Annotated in this window: 23 protein-coding genes; 19 read left to right on the forward strand and 4 right to left on the reverse strand. The window is 38.9% G+C overall.

The genetic code is table 11. The features are described 5' to 3' along the window. Positions 1-262 precede the first annotated feature (262 nt). The 17 genes from LZ480_RS11485 to LZ480_RS11565 all read left to right on the forward strand — a co-directional run bounded on the left by LZ480_RS11485 (position 263) and on the right by LZ480_RS11565 (position 14,558). A complete protein-coding gene (locus tag LZ480_RS11485) occupies positions 263-1,525 on the forward strand; it encodes a M48 family metallopeptidase (protein ID WP_241369584.1) in 1,263 nt (420 codons plus the stop codon). Between the two features lie 199 nt (positions 1,526-1,724). After that, positions 1,725-1,943 carry a hypothetical protein gene (locus LZ480_RS11490; protein ID WP_241369585.1) on the forward strand — a complete coding sequence of 73 codons (219 nt, stop codon included), beginning with the start codon at positions 1,725-1,727 and terminating at the stop codon, positions 1,941-1,943. 68 nt (positions 1,944-2,011) lie between these two features. Beyond that, positions 2,012-2,338: a metalloregulator ArsR/SmtB family transcription factor gene (locus LZ480_RS11495; RefSeq protein ID WP_241369586.1), complete on the forward strand. Its 327-nt coding sequence runs from the start codon at positions 2,012-2,014 to the stop codon at positions 2,336-2,338. After that, positions 2,325-3,023 (forward strand): SRPBCC domain-containing protein, encoded by a 699-nt coding sequence (locus LZ480_RS11500; protein ID WP_241369587.1) that lies wholly within the window; start codon positions 2,325-2,327, stop codon positions 3,021-3,023. Before LZ480_RS11495 ends, LZ480_RS11500 begins: the two co-directional genes overlap by 14 nt. A 313-nt stretch (positions 3,024-3,336) precedes the next feature. Then, positions 3,337-4,050: a GntR family transcriptional regulator gene (locus tag LZ480_RS11505; RefSeq protein WP_241369588.1), complete on the forward strand. Its 714-nt coding sequence runs from the start codon at positions 3,337-3,339 to the stop codon at positions 4,048-4,050. 256 nt (positions 4,051-4,306) lie between these two features. Further along, positions 4,307-4,744: a phosphonate C-P lyase system protein PhnG gene (phnG, locus tag LZ480_RS11510; protein ID WP_241369589.1), complete on the forward strand. Its 438-nt coding sequence runs from the start codon at positions 4,307-4,309 to the stop codon at positions 4,742-4,744. Further along, entirely contained in the window at positions 4,744-5,322 is a 579-nt protein-coding gene (gene phnH, locus LZ480_RS11515) for a phosphonate C-P lyase system protein PhnH (protein ID WP_241369590.1), read from the forward strand. Before phnG ends, phnH begins: the two co-directional genes overlap by 1 nt. After that, positions 5,322-6,404, forward strand: coding sequence for a carbon-phosphorus lyase complex subunit PhnI (locus LZ480_RS11520; RefSeq protein WP_241369591.1), 1,083 nt, complete (start codon positions 5,322-5,324; stop codon positions 6,402-6,404). Before phnH ends, LZ480_RS11520 begins: the two co-directional genes overlap by 1 nt. Beyond that, entirely contained in the window at positions 6,401-7,246 is an 846-nt protein-coding gene (locus LZ480_RS11525) for an alpha-D-ribose 1-methylphosphonate 5-phosphate C-P-lyase PhnJ (RefSeq protein ID WP_241369592.1), read from the forward strand. Before LZ480_RS11520 ends, LZ480_RS11525 begins: the two co-directional genes overlap by 4 nt. Continuing rightward, positions 7,246-8,082: an ATP-binding cassette domain-containing protein gene (locus LZ480_RS11530; protein ID WP_241369593.1), complete on the forward strand. Its 837-nt coding sequence runs from the start codon at positions 7,246-7,248 to the stop codon at positions 8,080-8,082. The genes LZ480_RS11525 and LZ480_RS11530 overlap by 1 nt, the downstream gene beginning before the upstream one ends. Before the next feature lie 12 nt (positions 8,083-8,094). Beyond that, positions 8,095-9,267 (forward strand): phosphonate metabolism protein PhnM, encoded by a 1,173-nt coding sequence (gene phnM, locus LZ480_RS11535; RefSeq protein ID WP_241369594.1) that lies wholly within the window; start codon positions 8,095-8,097, stop codon positions 9,265-9,267. A 13-nt stretch (positions 9,268-9,280) separates the two neighbouring features. Next, positions 9,281-9,979: a phosphonate C-P lyase system protein PhnL gene (locus LZ480_RS11540; RefSeq protein ID WP_241369595.1), complete on the forward strand. Its 699-nt coding sequence runs from the start codon at positions 9,281-9,283 to the stop codon at positions 9,977-9,979. Further along, positions 9,976-10,797 (forward strand): PHP domain-containing protein, encoded by an 822-nt coding sequence (locus LZ480_RS11545; RefSeq protein ID WP_241369596.1) that lies wholly within the window; start codon positions 9,976-9,978, stop codon positions 10,795-10,797. The genes LZ480_RS11540 and LZ480_RS11545 overlap by 4 nt, the downstream gene beginning before the upstream one ends. 106 nt (positions 10,798-10,903) lie before the next feature. Next, positions 10,904-11,935, forward strand: a complete 1,032-nt coding sequence (locus tag LZ480_RS11550) for a PhnD/SsuA/transferrin family substrate-binding protein (protein WP_241369597.1) — start codon at positions 10,904-10,906, stop codon at positions 11,933-11,935. Between the two features lie 110 nt (positions 11,936-12,045). Further along, positions 12,046-12,900 (forward strand): phosphonate ABC transporter ATP-binding protein, encoded by an 855-nt coding sequence (phnC, locus tag LZ480_RS11555; RefSeq protein WP_241369598.1) that lies wholly within the window; start codon positions 12,046-12,048, stop codon positions 12,898-12,900. 24 nt (positions 12,901-12,924) lie between these two features. Next, entirely contained in the window at positions 12,925-13,713 is a 789-nt protein-coding gene (locus LZ480_RS11560) for an ABC transporter permease subunit (RefSeq protein WP_241369599.1), read from the forward strand. Next, complete coding sequence (locus LZ480_RS11565) at positions 13,713-14,558, forward strand: PhnE/PtxC family ABC transporter permease (RefSeq protein ID WP_241369600.1); 846 nt, start codon at positions 13,713-13,715, stop codon at positions 14,556-14,558. The genes LZ480_RS11560 and LZ480_RS11565 overlap by 1 nt, the downstream gene beginning before the upstream one ends. 177 nt (positions 14,559-14,735) lie before the next feature. On the opposite strand, the gene LZ480_RS11570 is transcribed toward LZ480_RS11565, so the two are convergent. Next, the gene (locus LZ480_RS11570) at positions 14,736-15,410 is read right to left on the reverse strand and encodes a glucosaminidase domain-containing protein (protein ID WP_241369601.1); all 675 of its coding nucleotides are present in this window, start codon (positions 15,408-15,410) and stop codon (positions 14,736-14,738) included. Positions 15,411-15,762: 352 nt separating this feature from the next. On the opposite strand from LZ480_RS11570, the gene LZ480_RS11575 reads away from it, so the two are divergent. Together LZ480_RS11575 and LZ480_RS11580 are read left to right on the forward strand one after the other, a co-directional pair. Further along, positions 15,763-16,185 (forward strand): DUF1801 domain-containing protein, encoded by a 423-nt coding sequence (locus LZ480_RS11575; RefSeq protein WP_241369602.1) that lies wholly within the window; start codon positions 15,763-15,765, stop codon positions 16,183-16,185. A gap of 197 nt (positions 16,186-16,382) precedes the next feature. Further along, the gene (locus tag LZ480_RS11580) at positions 16,383-17,108 is read left to right on the forward strand and encodes a YwaF family protein (RefSeq protein WP_241369603.1); all 726 of its coding nucleotides are present in this window, start codon (positions 16,383-16,385) and stop codon (positions 17,106-17,108) included. Between the two features lie 91 nt (positions 17,109-17,199). On the opposite strand, the gene LZ480_RS11585 is transcribed toward LZ480_RS11580, so the two are convergent. Genes LZ480_RS11585 through LZ480_RS11595 form a run of 3 tightly spaced genes read right to left on the reverse strand, consistent with a single transcriptional unit; the run spans position 17,200 to position 19,648 of the window. Continuing rightward, on the reverse strand, positions 17,200-18,255 hold the full coding sequence (locus LZ480_RS11585; protein WP_241369604.1) for an LLM class flavin-dependent oxidoreductase: 1,056 nt from the start codon (positions 18,253-18,255) through the stop codon (positions 17,200-17,202). A gap of 13 nt (positions 18,256-18,268) precedes the next feature. Beyond that, positions 18,269-19,207, reverse strand: a complete 939-nt coding sequence (locus LZ480_RS11590; RefSeq protein ID WP_241369605.1) for a ring-cleaving dioxygenase — start codon at positions 19,205-19,207, stop codon at positions 18,269-18,271. Positions 19,208-19,219: 12 nt separating this feature from the next. Then, positions 19,220-19,648: a MarR family winged helix-turn-helix transcriptional regulator gene (locus tag LZ480_RS11595; protein ID WP_241369833.1), complete on the reverse strand. Its 429-nt coding sequence runs from the start codon at positions 19,646-19,648 to the stop codon at positions 19,220-19,222. Positions 19,649-19,667: the final 19 nt, after the last annotated feature.

The raw sequence follows: 19,667 nt of genomic DNA on the forward strand, positions 1-19,667 counted from the left end.
GACGTGGATCAGTCAGCCGTTGTCACACGATGTGACGACTTTAGGCTGACATCCTCTTTAAAACTCCTCTAAAAAATCTGTGACATCCGCCCGGGCTTGGGCCAACACGATGTTGGTCACTCAGGCGTTGCCGCACGACGCGGCGTTCTTAGCCTGAGTTCCCCTAGGGGGACTTCTACTGAATCAAGTTAAAAACTTTGAAAATAGTTTCCACCTTTCAATAATATGATAGGGTAATCGAATGAATTGAGGTGGAGAAGAAATGAAGAAAAAATGGGGTTTAATAGCTGTACTAACATTTGGTTTGTATGTTGTGGCGATGTATTTCTATTTTTTTTATAGCCAAAATAGCGGGATACCAGCCACTCTTAAAGGAACGGCAGCGGATCCAAGTACTTTTCTAACAGCGCAGGAATTGGTGTTAAGTGAGGATTTATCAAAAATAAGAAATTTCCTATTTTTTATAGCAACGCCGTTTGAATGGTTGCTTTACATTGTTATTATGAGTACGGGTATCTCACGTTTATTCGAAAGATGGAGCCCCGAACAACAAAAATGGGCCATTTGGAGAAATGCAATGTATATATTTTTGCTATCCTTTCTATTGTTCATCCTCCAATTACCGCTAGACTATTACCAGTATACGTTAAGCAAAAGCTATGGTATAAGTACGCAGCTTTTTTCCTCATGGATGAGGGATAATGTGATTGATTTTTGGTTGGATTTTGGGATGTCGGTTATCATCGTAACGGTTCTCTATTGGCTCATCAAAAAAAGTATGAAGAGATGGTGGTTATATGCATGGGCATTAACTGTTCCATTTTCAATTTTCCTTCTGTTCATCCAACCAGTCGTGATCGACCCAATATACAATGATTTTTCTCCACTAAAAGATAAGGTATTAGAGACGAAGATTCTTTCACTCGCAGAGCAAGCGGATATTCCTTCAGAGCATGTGTATGAAGTGAATATGTCGGAGAAGACGAATGCTTTTAATGCCTATGTGACAGGGATTGGTGAAAATTCTAGGATTGTGCTGTGGGATACGACATTAAACCGATTAACGGATGAAGAAATACTCTTTATAATGGCTCATGAGATGGGCCACTACGTGAAAAAGGATATTTACCTAAACATCACAGTATACTTGTTGATGACGCTCATTGGACTATGGTTAATTGCAAAAATCATGCCTTGGATGATCAGTCGTTATGGATCGATATTAAAAATTAAACAAATGAGCAATATTCATTCATTGCCATTGTTTTTATTGATTTCATCTTTTCTATTATTCTTCTCAAACCCATTGTCAAATGTAGTTTCACGCTATCAAGAGGTCCGAGCCGATGAATATGCAATGGAACTAGTAGAAAATCCCGAGGCTGCGGTCTCGACGTTTCAACAGTTAACCAAAGCTGGACTTGGCGAAGTAAACCCATCAGCACTTGTCAAATGGTTTCGCTACTCCCATCCGCCAATGTTAGATAGAATCAATAAAGTAGCCGATCAAGCTAAAGAGGAATAGAACTAAGATTGTTTCTTGTACTGGTTTCAGCTATAGGATGTATCAAGGTTCAGTTTGAACAAATCGAAAAGCGCATCAAACCCTTTCATCTTAAGGATTTGATGCGTTTTCCCTTTTTTTGAGAAATCGTCAGAACCAAACACCGCTTTAGATGCACACAGACCTAACACCGGATATGGTGTTTTACGGGGACATTCATATGACACTGTTAAGAAGCTATGCTACGAAGATTTTGTGTAACGCACGCAGCGTTGGGATAGAACTCGTCGATGCGACGTATGTCATTTTGGACGGTTCTTTTGGTACGAATACGATTCAATTTGTTCGTGTTCCATATGACCGAGCAGCTGAATTACAAGCTGCACGTGAGCTATGGTTGGATTCTGTGTCTTTATTTGTATTTTCAGAAAAGTCTTGACATTGTTTTTGCTACAATTTATATTTTATATAACTAAATGGTTATATGTATAAAGTGAGGGAATGATCATGCCAAATGTTTATCGGGCATTAGGTGATTCAACGCGCCGCCGTATATTACGTATGCTTAAAGAGGGAAGCAAAACCCAAAAGGAGATCGTTGAGGCATTTGATATCTCTCAACCAGCCATTAAGAAGCATTTGAGTATTTTATTGGAGGAAAAAATTATTTCAGAGAGCATGAATGGAAAGTATCGTATCTATTCAATAAATCTTAACATGCTCCAAATTGCCTCCCAGGAGATGCTTCAATTTATTGGAGAACTGCTTGATGATAGGCTCTTAAGTTTAAAAAATTATGTTGAAGAAGGAGCGTTTAGCGATGAAGAAGATTGAAAATTCTATTAAGAGAAAAATTGTTGTTCATGCACCTTTGAAGCAAGTTTGGGATGCTTTAACGAAGCCCGAGCATTTAAACAATTGGTATACAAAAAATGCTGATATCGATTTTCGCATTGGTGGAAACTGTTATATGAATCATGGCTGGGGGGCAACTTCTGAAGGGATATTCACAGAAATAGATCCAATGAAATTCTTTGTAATTCGTAGCCTGGATGGAGATTTTACGACCATTACATCTTTAGAAAAAGTTGAAAATGGTATTCTGGTGAGTATTGAATATCAGGCTTCATTTATTAGTGAAATGAATCAATCTACAAAGGAAAATATGTTGTTTGGTACAAGTCAATTTTTAGAAAATTTAAAGAGCGTCTATGAAAATGGTATTGATAATCGTGCAAAGTTTTGGAGAACATGGATTGGTATATCACACACAACAAATGATGGGAATAGGGGCATAAAGGTTTTACAGGTAAAAGAAGGTTCGGTAGCTGCAGCAGCTGGAATTGAACCTAAAGATACTATATTGGAGATGGATGGTGAAGAAATAGAAGGCTATGAATCCTTTGAAAGAATATTAAATGAAAAAGATATCAATTCCAATGTTCTATTAACAATAGAAAGTAATAGTGAAAAGGTACACGTAAACTGTCTTGTAGCTGCTTATCCTGTACCTTATTAATAATCATCAGATTCGACAAAATTCAACGCTCTTTCTCGATTGATGAAAATTATTTCAAACTTTTACTTTTCCTTTTTCAGCTAAAGATCCATTTAATGAAACTCATCTGATAAACCCTAGATCCCGTAACCTTGTCCACGAATGGTCTGCATGCCGCCATATAATTTAATGCAACGCTAGTGATCTTCTAGGGTGATTTGATTTTCTAGTATTATTGTTAGTTAATATTTACATTTCTTATCACAACCTTAATAATTCGTTTAGTTCAATGCGTTATTATAGGATAAATACTAAATTAATAGAGGTGAACAAGTTGGATGCACAGGAGCTGAAAATTAAGGACTACTTGTTAGAAGGCATTGTTACAGAGCAATTTAAGCAAGATAAAAAAATGCCAAGCGAATATATGTTGGTAGAGCAATTTAATGTACCACGTATAAAAGTACGAAACGTCTATAACTTGCTTGAAAAGATGGGTTATATATATTCGCGACAAGGAATTGGTCGTTTTATGAAGCATCAGCGTAAGCAGTTGGATGTTGTCATGACAGGGGATGTAAGTTTCACAGAAAAGATGATGAATCAAACAGCACATTATAAGTCGATTGTGACAAAAGTCGAACAGGTGTCACCTGAGCATTCAATTTATAGCAAGCCATATGTCGATGCATCCAATACATTATATTTAATTGAACGTCTCCGATTTATCGAGGACGAACCGGCAGCGATTCATCGTTCCTATGTCGTTGTAGAAAACTTTTCTGAAATTAAGCAGGCCAGCAACCGCATTTCTTCGATGTATGCATTTTATAAGCAACATGGTTTTACGGATTTTCATAGCTCCTTTTCACAGCTAGAGGTAGCTTTTCCGACAGAGCTAGACCGCGTTATGCTCGGCTGCGAAATGCTAGTTCCTCTAGTACGTGTTGAGTCAGATAATTGGGCGAATGATCAGCAAATTTTACTTGAGTATACCGAAATACTTTATCGCACAGATCGTTTTTCCTTCCAACTTTTAGAGAAGTAGCAAGCAATATAAAAAAGAAGAAAAGAGATCAACTCCCGCTATTTGGCGTGAGTTGTGTTTTTCTAGTGCACAAAATCCCATCACTTTGACTACTGTCAAAATGATGGGATTTTATTTTTGGGAAATAAGCACTTTTCCATTACGTCGAGCAAGTTGGCGCCAATTTTGTAAATGGAAATTTACACAACATTCATGAAACCTTGACACTGTATGACTTGGCAACAAGTTACTATGGGTGTTGAAAGGAGCTGGTTATGTGAAACGAGCACAACGAACAAAGCTACTCATCGAAGTAGGACGTCAAGAGGCACAGTATTTAGCACAACAAATAGTAGAACAATATGAGGTCATTGAACTACAAGCTCCGAAACAAGGGCTTGTTATGATCAAACAACGTGAATCTGCACAAAACACATTATTTTACATTGGAGAGACACTTGTTACAGAAACTAAAGTGAAAATTGGTAACGCATATGGCATTGGTATTGTTCGAGAAAATGAACCAGAGCTGTCGACGGCCTTAGCTATTATTGACGCAGCTTACACAGGCGAATTACCGGAGACACAATTATGGGCTACTACATTTGATACATTGCAGCAACGGTTATTAGAGCAACAGCAACATATAAAACGCTCGATTGAACGTACGAAAGTTCAATTCGACACGATGATTACAGAGCAGGGGGCAAAATAATGGATTTAACACACTTTACACAAGACATTTTTCGAAAGTTAGTCGATTGCTTTGCGCGTCCAGGTACGACGGCGCCAATGCCAATGCTAGCAAAGGTAAACATCAACGGATTATATGATGAAACGATGTCTGTCGTGATGGCGCTTTTAGATGGTGAAGTGAGCTTCTATATTGCTTCAACTAATGAACAGCTTCAAAAGGATGTGCGCATGCTAACAGGAGCCAAAATAACAAATTTGGCTGAGGCAGATTTTATTGTAATTCCACATGATGCAACAGCTCAGCAAGTTGAGTCCGTGTTCCATAATGCAAAATCAGGAGACTTAATTGACCCACAAAAATCAGCAACGATCTTATATGAAGTCGCACCAAATGCATCTAGAAATAATTTTTCGCTACAAGGGCCAGGTATTAAATCAAAATATGATATAGCAGTGGGGATTTCTCAGCAACTTATGGAAATTCGGGCAAAGCGTAATAAAGAGTTTCCGCTTGGTATCGATTTAATCATGATCGACAAGCAACAAGAAGTCTATGCGATACCGCGAACAACAGTTATGACGGAGGTGGCAAACTGATGGCATATGTAGCAGTCCGTGGCGGAAAAGAAGCAATTGAGGCGTCACTTGAACATTTATTTTATGAACGTGTGAAGCATGGAGAAAATGTTCAGATCGAAACACTAATCGCAACAATGCGCGGCTTTTTAGATCAGATTATGTCAGAAAGTAGCATATTTAGCGAACGTTTGGCGGCTTTAGCAATGAAGCAAAGTGAGGGCAATTTTGAAGAAGCAGTATTTTTATTACGTGCACATCGCTCAACATTACCACGTATTCATTATTCAACGGTAACGGATCCGCGCGATATGTTCGTGCTCCGTCGTATTTCAGCTAGCTTTAAAGATATTCCAGGTGGACAAATTTTAGGGGCATCGCATGATTATTTCCATCGTTTATTAGATTTTACCTTAGAGGGTGAAACGCAGGCAGATGTGCTTTTAAAGAAAGCGGGCTTCGAGCAGGCAGAGTTACCAGAGATGAGTAATTTACCATTAGAGCGTTTGCCAAAAGTGATGGATTATTTACGGCAGGAAGGCTTGCTGCGCGAGTTTCCAGAAAGTAATGCTGAACCGAGCGATGTTACAAAAGAGGCGTTTGAATTTCCGACAAATCGTTCGCAGCGTCTGCAAACATTGACACGTGGTATTACAGGAACTGTGACATCTTTAGGCTATGCAGGCTTGCGTGGTTACGGCGCATCACACCCAAACGTAGGGGAAGTACGTGTCGGCTGGCAACCTATTCATCTAGTGATTGATGACGAGGAAGATCCTTATTATATCGGCTCATTTAAGCTTACTGAGGTAGAATCTTTTATCCCAGTTAATGTTGAAAAGAATGGGAAGCAAGAGCTAGAGTTTGATGTTGGCTACGGTGCATGCTTCGGGCAAAATGAGACGAAAGCAATTGCAATGTCAATTGTTGACCATGCATTAGAAGTAGGAGGAGATACGCCAATTCATGATGAGGAATTTGTACTACGTCATGTTGATATTATCGAATCTACCGGCTTCATTTCACACTTGAAGATGCCGCATTATGTAACGTTCCAATCGAAGCTTGAGCAAATTCGTAGCATTAAAAAGGAGGAGCAATGATGAGTGTTCCATTTGCATTATTAGATGAGCAATCAAAGCGTGAAATTCGACGTGCAGTGTTGAAGGGAATTTCGATCCCAGGCTATCAGGTGCCATTCGCTTCACGAGAGCTACCAATTGCACGCGGTTGGGGAACAGGTGGGCTACAAGTAACACTAGCATTAATCGGTAAAGAGGATGTGCTGAAAGTAATCGACCAAGGCTCAGATGATTCCGTCAATGCGGTGAATATTAAAAAGTTGGTACAAAATACAACAGGTGTGGACACGACAATTCGTACGCAAGAGGCAACATTGATCCAATCGCGACATCGTATTCCTGAAGTACCGTTACGTGCAGATCAAATTTTAGTACTACAAGTGCCAGAGCCAGAACCACTTCGACAAATTGAGCATAGTGAATATAAAACAAAACGCTATCATGCGGAGAAGGAATATAGCGGTGCATATTTAATGCTATTTGAGCAAATTATGCGTTACAACCAAACATCGCAAGGGGCGGATTATCCAGTAATGGTAAATGGCCGTTATGTAATGAATCCAAGTCCAATCCCGCGCTTTGACAATCCAAAAATTAATAATAGTGACGCACTTATTTTATTCGGTGCGGGCCGTGAAAAGAAAATTTATGCAGTGCCACCACATACGCATGTTGTTTCATTAGCATTTGACGATTATCCATTTGTCGTAGAGCAGTTTGTAGGAAAGGCATGTCGTGAAACGGGCTTAAAGAATGTATTCCTTGATGAGCTGACAAATGAAGTGACAGGTGAGAAGTACTATATGACAAATGATACAAGCTATATGGATGAAATTTTACAGCAAAAGGCGGCGACAAAATAATGCTAGAGCAACCAGTATTAACAGTGCGAAATTTATCAAAGCAATACGGTGAAGGCTGTGAGCATTGTGTTGACACGCAGACACAGCTTGAAAAAAACTACTGTCCAGTATGTAAAACGATATATGCGTGTCGCGATGTATCATTTGATTTATATCGTGGTGAAATTTTAGGTATTGTCGGTGAAAGTGGTAGTGGAAAATCAACACTGATGAAAAGCTTATACTTCGATGAAACAATCACGTCTGGAGAAGGGTATTTAGCCGATTATGAAAATGGTGAAACGAATATTTTCACAGAATCAAACCAAATGAAGCGTGCCATTCGCAATGATATTTTAGGGATGGTTTATCAAAATCCAATGCTTGGCTTAAAGATGAATTTTTCTTCGTTAAGTAATATTGCTGAAAAGCAAATCGCGGCGGGCAATCGTCATGTGCGTCAAATGGAAAACCGTAGTTATGAGCTTTTAGAGCGTGTCAATATTCCTTTGCATCGTAGTAAAGAAGCGCCGAAAAATTTCTCTGGTGGTATGCAGCAGCGTGTACAAATTGCCAAAGCGTTATCCAATAATCCACCTGTTTTATTACTTGATGAAGTAACGACGGGGCTTGATTTGTCTGTACAGGCAGATGTGTTGGATTTAATTAAGCAAATACAACGCGAGCTGCAAATTTCGATGATTGTCGTATCGCATGATTTAGCTGTAATTCGTATGTTAGCAGACCGCACAATTGTTATGCTAAACGGTCAAATTATTGAGCACGGCTTAACGGATCAAGTATTAGAAGACCCGCAACATAAATTTACGCAGCAGCTTGTGTACTCATTACTTTAAGGAGGTAGTTCCATGTTAGCAATTAAAAATGGTGTCATCGTAACAGAACAACAATTTTTGCACGGACACGTAGTATTAGTGAACGGTACGACGATTGAGGGGATTTTGCCAGAGTCTTTAGTAAATCTAGCAAATTATGAGGTTGTTGATGCACAAGGTGGCTATATTTCACCAGGCTTTGTCGATATTCATTCTGATTATATTGAGACAATTGTTAGCCCACGTCCGACGTCAATGATGGATGTCAATCTTGGTTTACGTGAGAGTGAGCGTATTTTAATGACGCACGGGATTACAACGATTTTTCACTCGTTATCTTATTATGGTGACGATAAATATTCGCATAAGCTTATTCGTAATCCAGAAAACGTACAACGCTGCGTTGATGCTATTCATGCGACACATGACGAGCCCCATTTAATACGTCACCGTCTACATGCACGCTTTGAAATTGATTCTTTAGATCAAATACCCAACCTTGAGCGAAATATTTTAGATGGTAAGGTACATCTCTTGTCGTTCATGGATCATACACCAGGGCAAGGACAATATCGCAATTTAGAATTATATAAAAATATTATGCGCGGTTACCGTGATATAACAGATGGCGAGGCAACAACGCTAATTAAAGAGCAGACAGAAAAGGAAAAAATGTCACTGGACGAAATTGAGCGTATTAGCTGTTTAGCAATTGAGCGTAATATTGCCGTTGCTTCGCATGATGACGACGATATAACAAAGCTTGCACTTGTACAGTCTTACGGGACAACGATTAGTGAATTTCCGATTACGTTAGATGTAGCAAAAGAGGCGAAGCGTATTGGCATGCAAACAATTGCTGGCGCACCAAATATTTTACTTGGTGGCTCACATTCGGGGAATTTAAGTGCAGCAGAAGCAATTCAAGCACGTGCCATTGATATTATTTGCAGTGATTACTATCCGCCTGCTATGTTACACGGTATTTTCGAGTTAGCGAATAAATACGAAGAAGATTTGCATAGCCTCTTCCAGCTTGTAACGATTAATCCAGCACGTGCGGTCAATATGGCACATGAAATTGGTTCGATTGAAGTGGGTAAAAAAGCCGATTTACTAATAATTGAGCAAATGGAAGATGGTTACCCTGTTGTAACGACGACAATTGTAGACGGCAAAACGATTATGAAAACGAACTATCGCTAAGGAGGCGTCATCATTGATTACAATCGAAAATCTACAAAAGTCTTTTACGATTCATCATTTAAATCAAACGTTTCCAGCATTAGAAAACTTAACTTTACACGTGCAAGAGGGTGGTTTTTTAGGCATCGTCGGTAAAAGCGGTAGCGGTAAGTCAACTATTTTAAAAAGTATTTACCGCACATACGAGCCTCAAGCGGGAAGTATTTGGTATGATTCAGCAGCGTTTGGCGAAATCGATTTATTAACAGCTTCTTTACGTGACATTATTTATTTACGTAAACATGAAATTGGCTACGTCTCACAGTTTTTAAATGTAATGCCACGTACGACAGCCTTAGAGCTTGTAATGCAGTCACTGTATGGTGTTGGCGCAAAAGAGGAAGAGGCACTAGAGAAGGCAAAGTCAGCGCTACGTCATTTTGATATTGATGAAAAGCTTTGGAATAGCTATCCAAACAATTTTTCTGGAGGCGAAAAGCTCCGTTTGAACATTGCATGTGCAGTCGTAAAAGAGCCGCGTCTATTGCTTTTAGATGAGCCAACAGCAAGCTTAGATCATGCATCAAAAATTAAAGTGCGTGAATCAATCGAAAAATTAAAGGCAAGAGGTACGACATTAATTGGAATTTTCCATGACTTAGAATTTATGGAAGGACTATGTGACCAAGTATTTACGATGACAAAGCTTTCAGAAGAGAGGACCGCTATATGACGACAGATTTGCATACGCACAGCCGCTATTCGGACGGTTCTTCAACACTTGAAGAGCTATTTATAGAAGCTAAAAAAGCAGGCATTACACAGCTTGGTGTCGTTGACCATGATACGATAAAGCACCATGCAGAGGGCCGCAGATTGGCTGTGCAATATGGTATCGATTTTGTTGCAGGTATAGAGATTTCTGCGTTCGATTATAAGCGAAATCGAAAGGTGCACCTACTTGGCTACGGGTTTACAGGAGACTGTGCAAATATGGAAGAGCTTTGTCGGCCATTACTTGCGCGCCGTCATGCCCATTCAATTTGGCAGCTTGAACGTATCAAGGAAGTCGGTTTCCAGCTTGATCTAGAGCGAGCGCTACACTATGCCGAGACGTGTGGAACACTATATAAGCAGCACATTATGCATGCATTAACTGATGCACCGTATAATTCAAAAAGTTATCAAACGATATACCGTTCTTTATTTAAAAATAATGGTGTAGCATCAGGTGATATACGATACGTTGATGCCTTTGATGCGATGCACGCTATTCATGCGGACGGCGGAATTGCAGTGCTAGCACATCCAGGACAGCTACAATCATTTGAAATTGCTGAAGAGCTTATTGCTAATGGCTTAGATGGTATCGAAGTCATTCATCCAGATCACTCAATGGAGGATATCGACTTGGCTAACAAGCTTGCTGAGAAATATCGCTTAATTAAAACAGGTGGCTCCGATTATCATGCTCAATACGGTAATTCTGTAAAGCTAGGTCAATATACTTGTCAGCCTTTACAAACTGCTGAATTGTTAAGCAAACGTTAAGTATTTTAAAGACAACACAAACAATATTTTCAAATGAAAAAAATGATGTTTTAATGGCACTATAGGTAAGTGCCTATAAAATCGAACATAAAAAGGGAGATTAATAATGAACAAAAAGTGGTTAACGGCTTTAATGGCAATGCTATGTGTACTTTTTTTATCAGCATGTAATTCTTCGAGCAACGATGCAGCATCGACAGATGCATCAACTGGTCCAGTAACACTTGTATGGTATCCAAATGAATCTGGCTCAGAACTGTCGGCTTCTCGTGATGCATTTTCAGCATTAATTAAAGAGGCTACTGGTCGTGATGTAGAGCATAAATTAACGACAGACTATGCGATTGCGATCGAATCAATCGCCAATGGTAATGCACATATCGCGTTTATGGGTCCACAAGGTTATATCGAAGCAAATAACAAAAGCAAAGATGTACAAGCATTAGTCGTACCATCTGGTGAATCAGGCACGTTAGACGATGCTGTTTATTATAGCTGGTTAGCTGTACCGAAAGAAAAAGCTGAAGATTATAAAGTAGATGGCGAATTTTCAATGGATGCAATTGAAGGGAAATCAATCTCATTCGTATCAACATCTTCTACTTCAGGATTTAAAGTACCAACAAGTTCTATTATTTCTCACTTTAGCGATAAAAACTTAACAGAAGAAAAACTGATGGAAGGTAACGATGTGTTCCCGACAGTATTATTCGGTGACTCTCACCAAGGCTCAGCGGTAAATATGTTAATGGAACGTTCAGATGTATCGGCATTTTGTGACACTTGTGTAAGCTCATATGTTGAGCTAGTTGAAGGTGAAGCAAATAAACCAGGCGCAGTTTATCGTGTAAAGGACGATGCAGCCGCACCATTTAATACTTTAACAGGTGAAGAATTCACATTGATTCAAGTAACGGCAGTATTAAATTCCCCATTCGTAGTAAACAAATCTGTGTTAACAGAAGAGGAAATTACGAAGCTTAAAGAAGCTTTCATTTCAGATGAAACAGCAAATAACACAGAGATTTTCGTACCAGAAGATTCAGGTGAAGCCGGTTTATTCTCTAAATCAGCGGATGAGCGTTTTTTAGAAGTAGAGGATGCTTGGTTTAACCCAATTCGCGAGCTATCTAAATAAGTAAGAAATAGGCGGGCGGACTTTGTCATGATGATAAAGCCGCCCTTTATTCAAAAAATGACTAGGTTACACCTTTAATTTTAAGCCAATACAAAAGGAGAGCGAACAATATGGTTACTTCTGCGGTGAAAGAAAAACAACGAATTCAACAAAAGCAAACGTTTAGTTATCCACAAGTGGAAGGCTATGAGGATTTACCAACCACAGTTTTAAAGTTAACTAATCTTGTGAAAAGCTATGATCGCCAAACGACTGTGCTTGACGGTATTAATCTAGAGCTTCAAGAAGGAGAGTTTGTATCGATTATCGGAAAATCTGGTGCTGGTAAATCGACACTACTACGCTGTATAAATCGTATGATTGAGCCGTCAAGCGGTACCATTTTATTCAATAATACATCGCTTACTAAGCTTAATAAACGTGAACTACGTAAAGAGCGTACAAAAATCGGAATGATATTCCAACATTATAATTTAGTTTCACGATTAACCGTTTTTGAAAATGTATTACATGGTCGCTTCGGTTATAAATCATCATTAAAAGGCATTTTAGGTATATACAGTGAAGAGGAAAAACTACTTGCCCTACAAATTTTAGATAAGTTAGGAATGAAAGAGCATATTTATAAGCGATGTGACCAGCTAAGTGGTGGACAAAAGCAACGCGTCGGCATTGCCCGTGCACTTGTACAGGAGCCAACACTGTTACTATGTGACGAACCAATCGCTTCACTCGATCCGAACGCGTCAAAGGTAATCATGGATCATTTAAAAGAAATTTCACAATCGATGGGTATTACAGTGTTAGTCAACTTGCACCAAGTCGATGTGGCAATGCGTTATTCAGACCGGATTATCGGGTTAAGTAAAGGTGAAAAAGTGTTCGACGGTAAACCAAAGAATTTAACGCAGCATAACATTAAAGATATTTACGGCTCAGAAGTGGATGAATTAATTTTTGAATAAAATGATGCAAAGTGGAGGCATAGCATGACGGATATAAATATTTTACGAGTGAAAAAATGGCGTATGACAGGTATTTTCGTAGTGATTATTGGGCTATTATATGGCTCGTCGGTGCTGACAAAATTTAATCTTGTAGAAGGCATCGCATCGATTCCGGGGACATTTGCTTGGATGGTTGCAAATCTCATTCCTTCAGCCGAATCATTAGAAAATTTACCGCGTGTACTTGAAAGTTTATGGGAGACGATCATTTTATCGGTGCTCGTAACGACAACGGCTGCGATATTTGCCTTGCTATTTGCTTTAATGGGTGCTAAAACGACACAAGTGAACCATACATTTGGCTTTATTGTACGTTTTATTGCATCGGTATTTCGAAATATCCCAGTCGTAGCATGGGCTTTAGTGCTTGTTATATCATTTGGTCATAATGTGATTACAGGCTATTTTGCGTTATTTTTCTCAACGTTCGGTATTTTAGTGCGTATGTTTATTGAGACGATTGATGAGACGAGTTCGGATGGGGTAGAGGCGCTAACATCAACGGGTGCGAGCTACTTCCAAATGGTGTTTCGAGGCGTTATTCCAGATACGCTACCCCAAATGCTAAGCTGGGTATTTTATATGATTGAGACAAATATTCGTAGCGCTACTTTAGTCGGTATTTTAACAGGTACTGGTATCGGCTTTTTATTTGATATGTACTATAAGCGAATGGACTACGGCATGCTTGGGCTTATTACAATTGCCATCATTATTATCGTAATGGCGATCGAATTTTCATCGAATTACGTAAGGAGAGCGATTTCATAATGCAAGTAATTTCAATCATGCAAGGCGTAAAACAAAAAAATAACCGCATTCAAATAAAATTAATGACAAAATCAAGCCTGGTCATGCGTATTGTACTTTGGTCATTTGCGGTCTTCACAATAATGGGACCTTTTTTATTAAATTATGGCACAGTCGATTGGGGAACAGCGGCATCATTAACACTAAATAATTTAAAAATGATGTTCCTGCAGCCCGCGTTTAACCAAATAACATTTACAGGTACGCTCATTCAAATCTCTATTACATTAGCACTTGCGCTATTAGCGACTGTTTTAGGGGCAATCATTGCATTTTTCTTAGCCATTTTTAGTGCGAAAAACTTAGCCCCCGCATGGCTATCTAATGTAATTATCGCGGGCAATTCATTTGTTCGTGCAGTGCCGACAGTTCTTTGGGTATTAATCTTTGCAATTGTTGCAGGATTAGGTGCCGTTGCTTGTGTTATCGGGATGATTTTTCATACAGTTGCCTATTTAACAAAAGCTTTTGCAGAATCATTTGAGGAATTAGATGAAGGAACAATCGAAGCGTTACGTGCATCGGGTGCCAATTGGTGGCATATTATTTTTGGCGCAGTAGTACCACAATCTTCTTCGTACATTGTATCATGGACGTTTTTACGCTTTGAATCAAATTATGGCGTAGCAGTAGCAATGGGAGCAGCAGCTGCTGCAGGTGGTATTGGTTTCGATCTATTTATGTCTTCAAGCTTCTACTATGACTTGCATGAGGTTGGAATGATTACTTACTGTGCATTAATTGTAGCGATTATTTTGGAGCTCATTTCTATACGTATTAAAAAGAAGCTCATGGCACAAAATTGATGAAATGCAGCATTGAATAGTGAAACTCTAGGCGCCAGGCATAGACACAATTTATTGGTATGAAACGAGTAATCCCATATCTATCATGGGTTTGCACGTTTTTGTATTGTGTGAGTACCGTGTACCGATAATAAATAAAAAAACAAGGATTTGAGTACTTTTACTCAAATCCTTTTTCTAATAATAAATATTTAATGATTGTCCTGCTTCAAGATTATTGGAATTTAGTTGGTTCCATTGCTTAATGGAAGTGACCTTAACATGATGAGCTTCTGCAATTAGAGTTAGTGAATCGCCAGCTTCTACTTGTATCGTTTTTTTGCTTTGTATCGGATAATCGTACTGCGCTAAGTCATATTGTGCAATGAGAGCGTTGAGTTTTTCATTGTATTTGGAATCTGTGGCGTAGGTGCCTGTTAAGAAGTGGGTCGCATCTTTATATGAAGCTGTGTTACTTTTGAATACGTTCATATAAAATTGTTTATTCCACGAGACGCCGTTTCGAAGTAAGTTCACATAATCTTTTAATGACTCTTCATAGGAAGTATACTTGCGGAAATCAGCTTGAATCGTTGTCATATTGCCTTCACCATCATCTTCTAACGTTTCAAGGACGACCGAATTGTTTTGATATTTTCCCTTGATGCCAAATAAATTATAGTTTGGGGATGCAGCGAGTCCACTTTGTCCACTTTTACTCTCAAGAATGGCTTGCGCAATCATAACAGATGCATATAAATCATTGTCAGCACCAAGCTTGCGAGCAGTTTCAGCAATTTCGCCTATAAATGCTTCAACAGTAGGGGTTTCCTCGATCTGTTGAGGAGTAGCTGTGTTCGTTGGCGTAAACAAAAAACGGTCGAGTCCGAAAACTAAGAGCCCAAGGATGGCACCAAGAAATAGGGTAGCTAGCAGAACTTTTCGAATGAATGCCATGCGAATTTACAGATGTTGAAAGCTTACAACATCTTCCTCCTTTCTATTGTCATAAAATATTATTGTTATTAAGTAAAGTTTATCATTATTATAACGAAATTGAGTGTGAAATAGTTTCAAAGAATGGATTTTTAACCTAGACCTTTTCATCCGCAAAAAGGATCATTGGAAGCATTTGTTTTGATACGTTGATTGCTGTAACATAGTAATTTCAAAAGGTAAATTGTGTAGTAAAAAAGTTAGATCATACTAGGTGAGGTGTGGAAATATGTACGAGCTAAAAACGAAGGAAACGGATGAAAATGTAATTGAATTTATTGAAAACGTTGAGAGCCCAAAAAAACGTGAAGATGCGTATAGATTGCTCCAATTATTTACGGAAGTGACAGGCTTTGAAGCGAAAATGTGGGGGCCGAGTATTATTGGATTCGGAGCATACCATTACGTTTATAAAACAGGTCATGAAGGGGACGCACCCCTTGTTGGTTTTTCACCACGTAAAGCAAAAATCAGTCTGTATTTTGCACCGGGTGATACGGCACGTGAAACGCTCCTTGCGAAATTTGGTAAGCATACGACTGGCAAAGCATGTGTCTACATTAATAAAGTTGACGATATTGATACAGATATTTTAAAAGAGTTAATCCATCAATCGATTCTGTTTTTACAAAGTCAGTATCCTGAAAAATAGCGGAACGGGTATTCAAACGAACTTGACGTATCAATGTGACAACCGCTAACAACTTTGCATCGTGCGTCCCTAAATTCAAATCACCTTTGTAAATTTCAGCATTTAGCGACCAGTCGTGCACACAATTCTCTTGCAATTTATAAAATAGAGAATAAGGGAAACATTTATCTTTTTCGTATTAAAAAGAGGTGTTTAGTGTGCTATATGAGACGTTTCAATCATTAGAAAATGGCTTTCGATTATTTGATTGGTATCACCTCAGCTGGTTGATGTTAACGGTGCTTGTTATTTGTATTATGTATAATATTTATAGTAGTGCGGATTTAAAATTGAAAAGAAAAATAAGAATACGATGGGCGCTTGTAATTTTGTTGCTGGAGAGCATAAAAAATTTAGTATTAGTCTGGCAAGGAGAATTTTGGTACGGTTCGTTACCACTACATCTTTGCGGGCTGGGCATTTTTATTGTATTGGCACATGCTTTTTTGAAAGGTCACCACCTAGATATGATTCTCTATTTTTTGACGATGCCAGGTGCATTCATGTCACTCGTAACACCAGATTGGACGAATGTGTCAGCATTTAATTACTTGCATTTTCATAGTTTTTTATTTCATGTATTATTATTTGCCTATCCTGTGACAATGCTATTATCAAAAGAATTAACGTTATCCATACGTAAAATGTGGCAGCCAATTTTATTCTTATGCGTGACCGTTCCAGTTATTTACGTCTTGAATGTGTTGTGGGAAACGAATTTTATGTTTATCAACCAAGCTGCGGAAGGGACACCATTGATGCTACTCGAGCAATATTTAGGGAGGCAGTATTATATCCTAGGCTTCATTGGTCTTGTAATGGTTTTTTGGCTCCTATTGCTTTTGCCAATAATAGTTTGTAATAGCTATAGGAGAACCTATTAGCAATTGAAAATATTGAACAAAGAAAGCAGCTAATAAATCGCTATTAGATTTATTAGCTGCTAAATATTTTGTGTAAAAATTTTTTTAAATCCTATTTCCCCGTAAACTTCTTCACCGCAGGAATGATATCATTACCAATAATCTCAATGTTTTTCATTACTTTTTCTAATGGCACACCACCAAAGTCAATTTGTGCCATAAAGCGTTGCATGCCGTATAGCTCGTATTGATAGTGCAGCTTTTCAATAATTTGATTAGTTGAACCAACCATTAACGCATCTGTTACGGAAGTAGATGCCTCGAATTGTCCACGAGGGTAGCCTTGACCGCGAATCGCCTGCATACCACCATTTAAGTGTGGGTACATGCCTTCTAATGCTTCAGCTTCTGTTTCGGCTACATAGAATAAGCTCGTTGTTGCAATCGGTAGTTTTGATGCATCATGGCCACTGCGCGTTGCTGCTTCACGATATGCATCCACAGAAGGAGCGAATGCCATAGCAGGACCACCTAATGTTGTTAGCATCATTGGAATACCCATATTGCCGGCTTTAATCGCGCTTTCCGGCGGACCACCAACTGCACGCCAAATAGGCAGAGACCCATTAAGTGGCTGAGGTAAAATATGTGCATTGTTTAAAGGTGCGCGGAAATTCCCGTTGTAATTGACGATTTCCTTGTCATTTAATTGCTTTAATAACGCTAATTTATCCTCAAAAATCTCCTCATAATCACGTAGGCTCACACCGAATAATTCATGTGCACCAACTCGTGAACCTCGTCCTGCAACGATTTCTGCACGTCCATTTGATATTAAATCAAGTGTTGCAAAATCCTCATACACACGTACCGGATCGGCGACACTAAGAACCGTTGCCGAGCTTGCAAGTTTAATTTTCGAAGTTGCCTGAGCAATTGCGCCAAGAACAACGGAATGGGCTTGCGTTGCGAAGTATTGCTGATGGCTTTCACCGACAGCAAATACATCTATGCCCGCTTGCTCTGCTAGTTTACTTGTTTCGATAATTTCATGGATACGCTCCTGTGTTGAAATGCGCGTGCCAGTTAAAGGATTCGGGATATGATCGCCTAATGTGTAAAGACCAAATTCCAAGCCGTTTTTTTCATTAATTCGATAGTTTTCCATTTGGAAACACTCCTTATTCAATCGGTTTTAATTTTGCTGTAATTTCTGCTCGTTTTGGCTCTAAAAAGTCTGGCAAATCTAGCTGTTCGCCTAACGTTTCGATGTTCCCATCTATTAAAAATCCTGGGCCGTCTGTCGCAATTTCAAATAAAATGCCGTTCGATTCACGGAAGTATAAGCTCTTGAAGTAGAAACGATCAACAATACCAGAGCTCATAAAGCCGCGTTTTTTCACCTGTTCGTTCCAATAAATCAATTCTTCCTCGTTTTTTACGCGAATTGCTAAATGGTGAATGCTTCCTCGGCCAGGTTTTTCAGAGATGCCATCTTGCTCAATAATATAAATTTCGCCGAATAATTCATTATCAATCGATTGCATAAGCGTAGTTGTAGCTGTTTCCGTTGCTACGCTATAGCCAAAAATTTCACTTAATGTGGCTTTCAATTTGTGCATATTTTTAACAGTTATTTCTACTGTACCCATCCCTTGAATTTGGTGCTCAGTTGGAACAGGGGAGCCTTCATATGTTTCCCAATGCGCAACCTTCGTGTTTGGTGAAGCAATAAGTGCCATACGTAATCCTTCAGAATCCTCAAAAAGGAGAGCAGGTCGACCAGCATACATTGTGATTTCACTCTGTTCAACACCAAAAGAAGTCAGGCGTTGTTGCCAATAAACTAAACTTTCTTCACTCGGTACGATCAAGCCGATTTTCGTAATAGCATTCGTCCCACGGTGTGTACGACCAACTAATGGAATTTCAAAAAAGGATAGCTCTGTGCCAGGGCTGCCAGTTTTATCACCGTAAAATAAGTGATACATAGATGTGTCGTCTTGGTTCACTGTCAGCTTCACTCTACGTAATCCTAAAACTTCGCGGTAGTAGTGATTATTTGATTTTGCATTTTTTGTAATCATTGAAATGTGATGATGTCCTGGAATTGTGTACATATAAAAATCCTCCTAATGTTTTTGACTGTTTTTTTCAACGCGTGATACTAAATCATATAACTGTTTCTGTTGATCTCTTGTTAATACATCATCAAAAAACGATGATTGAAATTGAATTTGTGCATCCAATGCGTTTGTTAATAATAGTTTTCCTTTTTCGGTTAGCGCAATATGTTTTGTTTTCCATTGCTGTGTTCGTGTAATAAGCTCATCCTGCTCAAGACGTGTCAGCATACGGGAAATACCACCTTCTGTAACCGTTACTTTTTTTGCAAGCTCACTTTGGGTAATCGGCTGGGCAATTGAAATTTGGAGCAGCACATCAAATTGTGCGGTCGTCAAATCGTATTGTTTTAAAAATTCGTTTGATAATAAATTGCTTTGGTGTGTAAACCGCATCATTCGTAACCAAATGAGTGTGCCGAGCGTATTATTTTTCAATGTTCCACGTCCTTTCTTA

It is taken from the genome of Solibacillus palustris, assembly GCF_022549215.1.
GTDB lineage: Bacteria > Bacillota > Bacilli > Bacillales_A > Planococcaceae > Solibacillus > Solibacillus daqui.

Excerpts from the sequence above, each read along its gene's own strand:
- LZ480_RS11485 (WP_241369584.1), top strand. The coding sequence starts at position 263 with ATGAAGAAAAAATGGGGTTTAATAGCTGTACTAACATTTGGTTTGTAT.
- LZ480_RS11490 (WP_241369585.1), top strand. The coding sequence starts at position 1,725 with ATGACACTGTTAAGAAGCTATGCTACGAAGATTTTGTGTAACGCACGC.
- LZ480_RS11495 (WP_241369586.1), top strand. The coding sequence starts at position 2,012 with ATGCCAAATGTTTATCGGGCATTAGGTGATTCAACGCGCCGCCGTATA.
- LZ480_RS11500 (WP_241369587.1), top strand. The coding sequence starts at position 2,325 with ATGAAGAAGATTGAAAATTCTATTAAGAGAAAAATTGTTGTTCATGCA.
- phnH (WP_241369590.1), top strand. The coding sequence starts at position 4,744 with ATGGATTTAACACACTTTACACAAGACATTTTTCGAAAGTTAGTCGAT.
- LZ480_RS11520 (WP_241369591.1), top strand. The coding sequence starts at position 5,322 with ATGGCATATGTAGCAGTCCGTGGCGGAAAAGAAGCAATTGAGGCGTCA.
- LZ480_RS11525 (WP_241369592.1), top strand. The coding sequence starts at position 6,401 with ATGATGAGTGTTCCATTTGCATTATTAGATGAGCAATCAAAGCGTGAA.
- LZ480_RS11530 (WP_241369593.1), top strand. The coding sequence starts at position 7,246 with ATGCTAGAGCAACCAGTATTAACAGTGCGAAATTTATCAAAGCAATAC.
- phnM (WP_241369594.1), top strand. The coding sequence starts at position 8,095 with ATGTTAGCAATTAAAAATGGTGTCATCGTAACAGAACAACAATTTTTG.
- LZ480_RS11545 (WP_241369596.1), top strand. The coding sequence starts at position 9,976 with ATGACGACAGATTTGCATACGCACAGCCGCTATTCGGACGGTTCTTCA.
- LZ480_RS11550 (WP_241369597.1), top strand. The coding sequence starts at position 10,904 with ATGAACAAAAAGTGGTTAACGGCTTTAATGGCAATGCTATGTGTACTT.
- phnC (WP_241369598.1), top strand. The coding sequence starts at position 12,046 with ATGGTTACTTCTGCGGTGAAAGAAAAACAACGAATTCAACAAAAGCAA.
- LZ480_RS11560 (WP_241369599.1), top strand. The coding sequence starts at position 12,925 with ATGACGGATATAAATATTTTACGAGTGAAAAAATGGCGTATGACAGGT.
- LZ480_RS11565 (WP_241369600.1), top strand. The coding sequence starts at position 13,713 with ATGCAAGTAATTTCAATCATGCAAGGCGTAAAACAAAAAAATAACCGC.
- LZ480_RS11575 (WP_241369602.1), top strand. The coding sequence starts at position 15,763 with ATGTACGAGCTAAAAACGAAGGAAACGGATGAAAATGTAATTGAATTT.
- LZ480_RS11585 (WP_241369604.1), bottom strand. The coding sequence starts at position 18,255 with ATGGAAAACTATCGAATTAATGAAAAAAACGGCTTGGAATTTGGTCTT.
- LZ480_RS11590 (WP_241369605.1), bottom strand. The coding sequence starts at position 19,207 with ATGTACACAATTCCAGGACATCATCACATTTCAATGATTACAAAAAAT.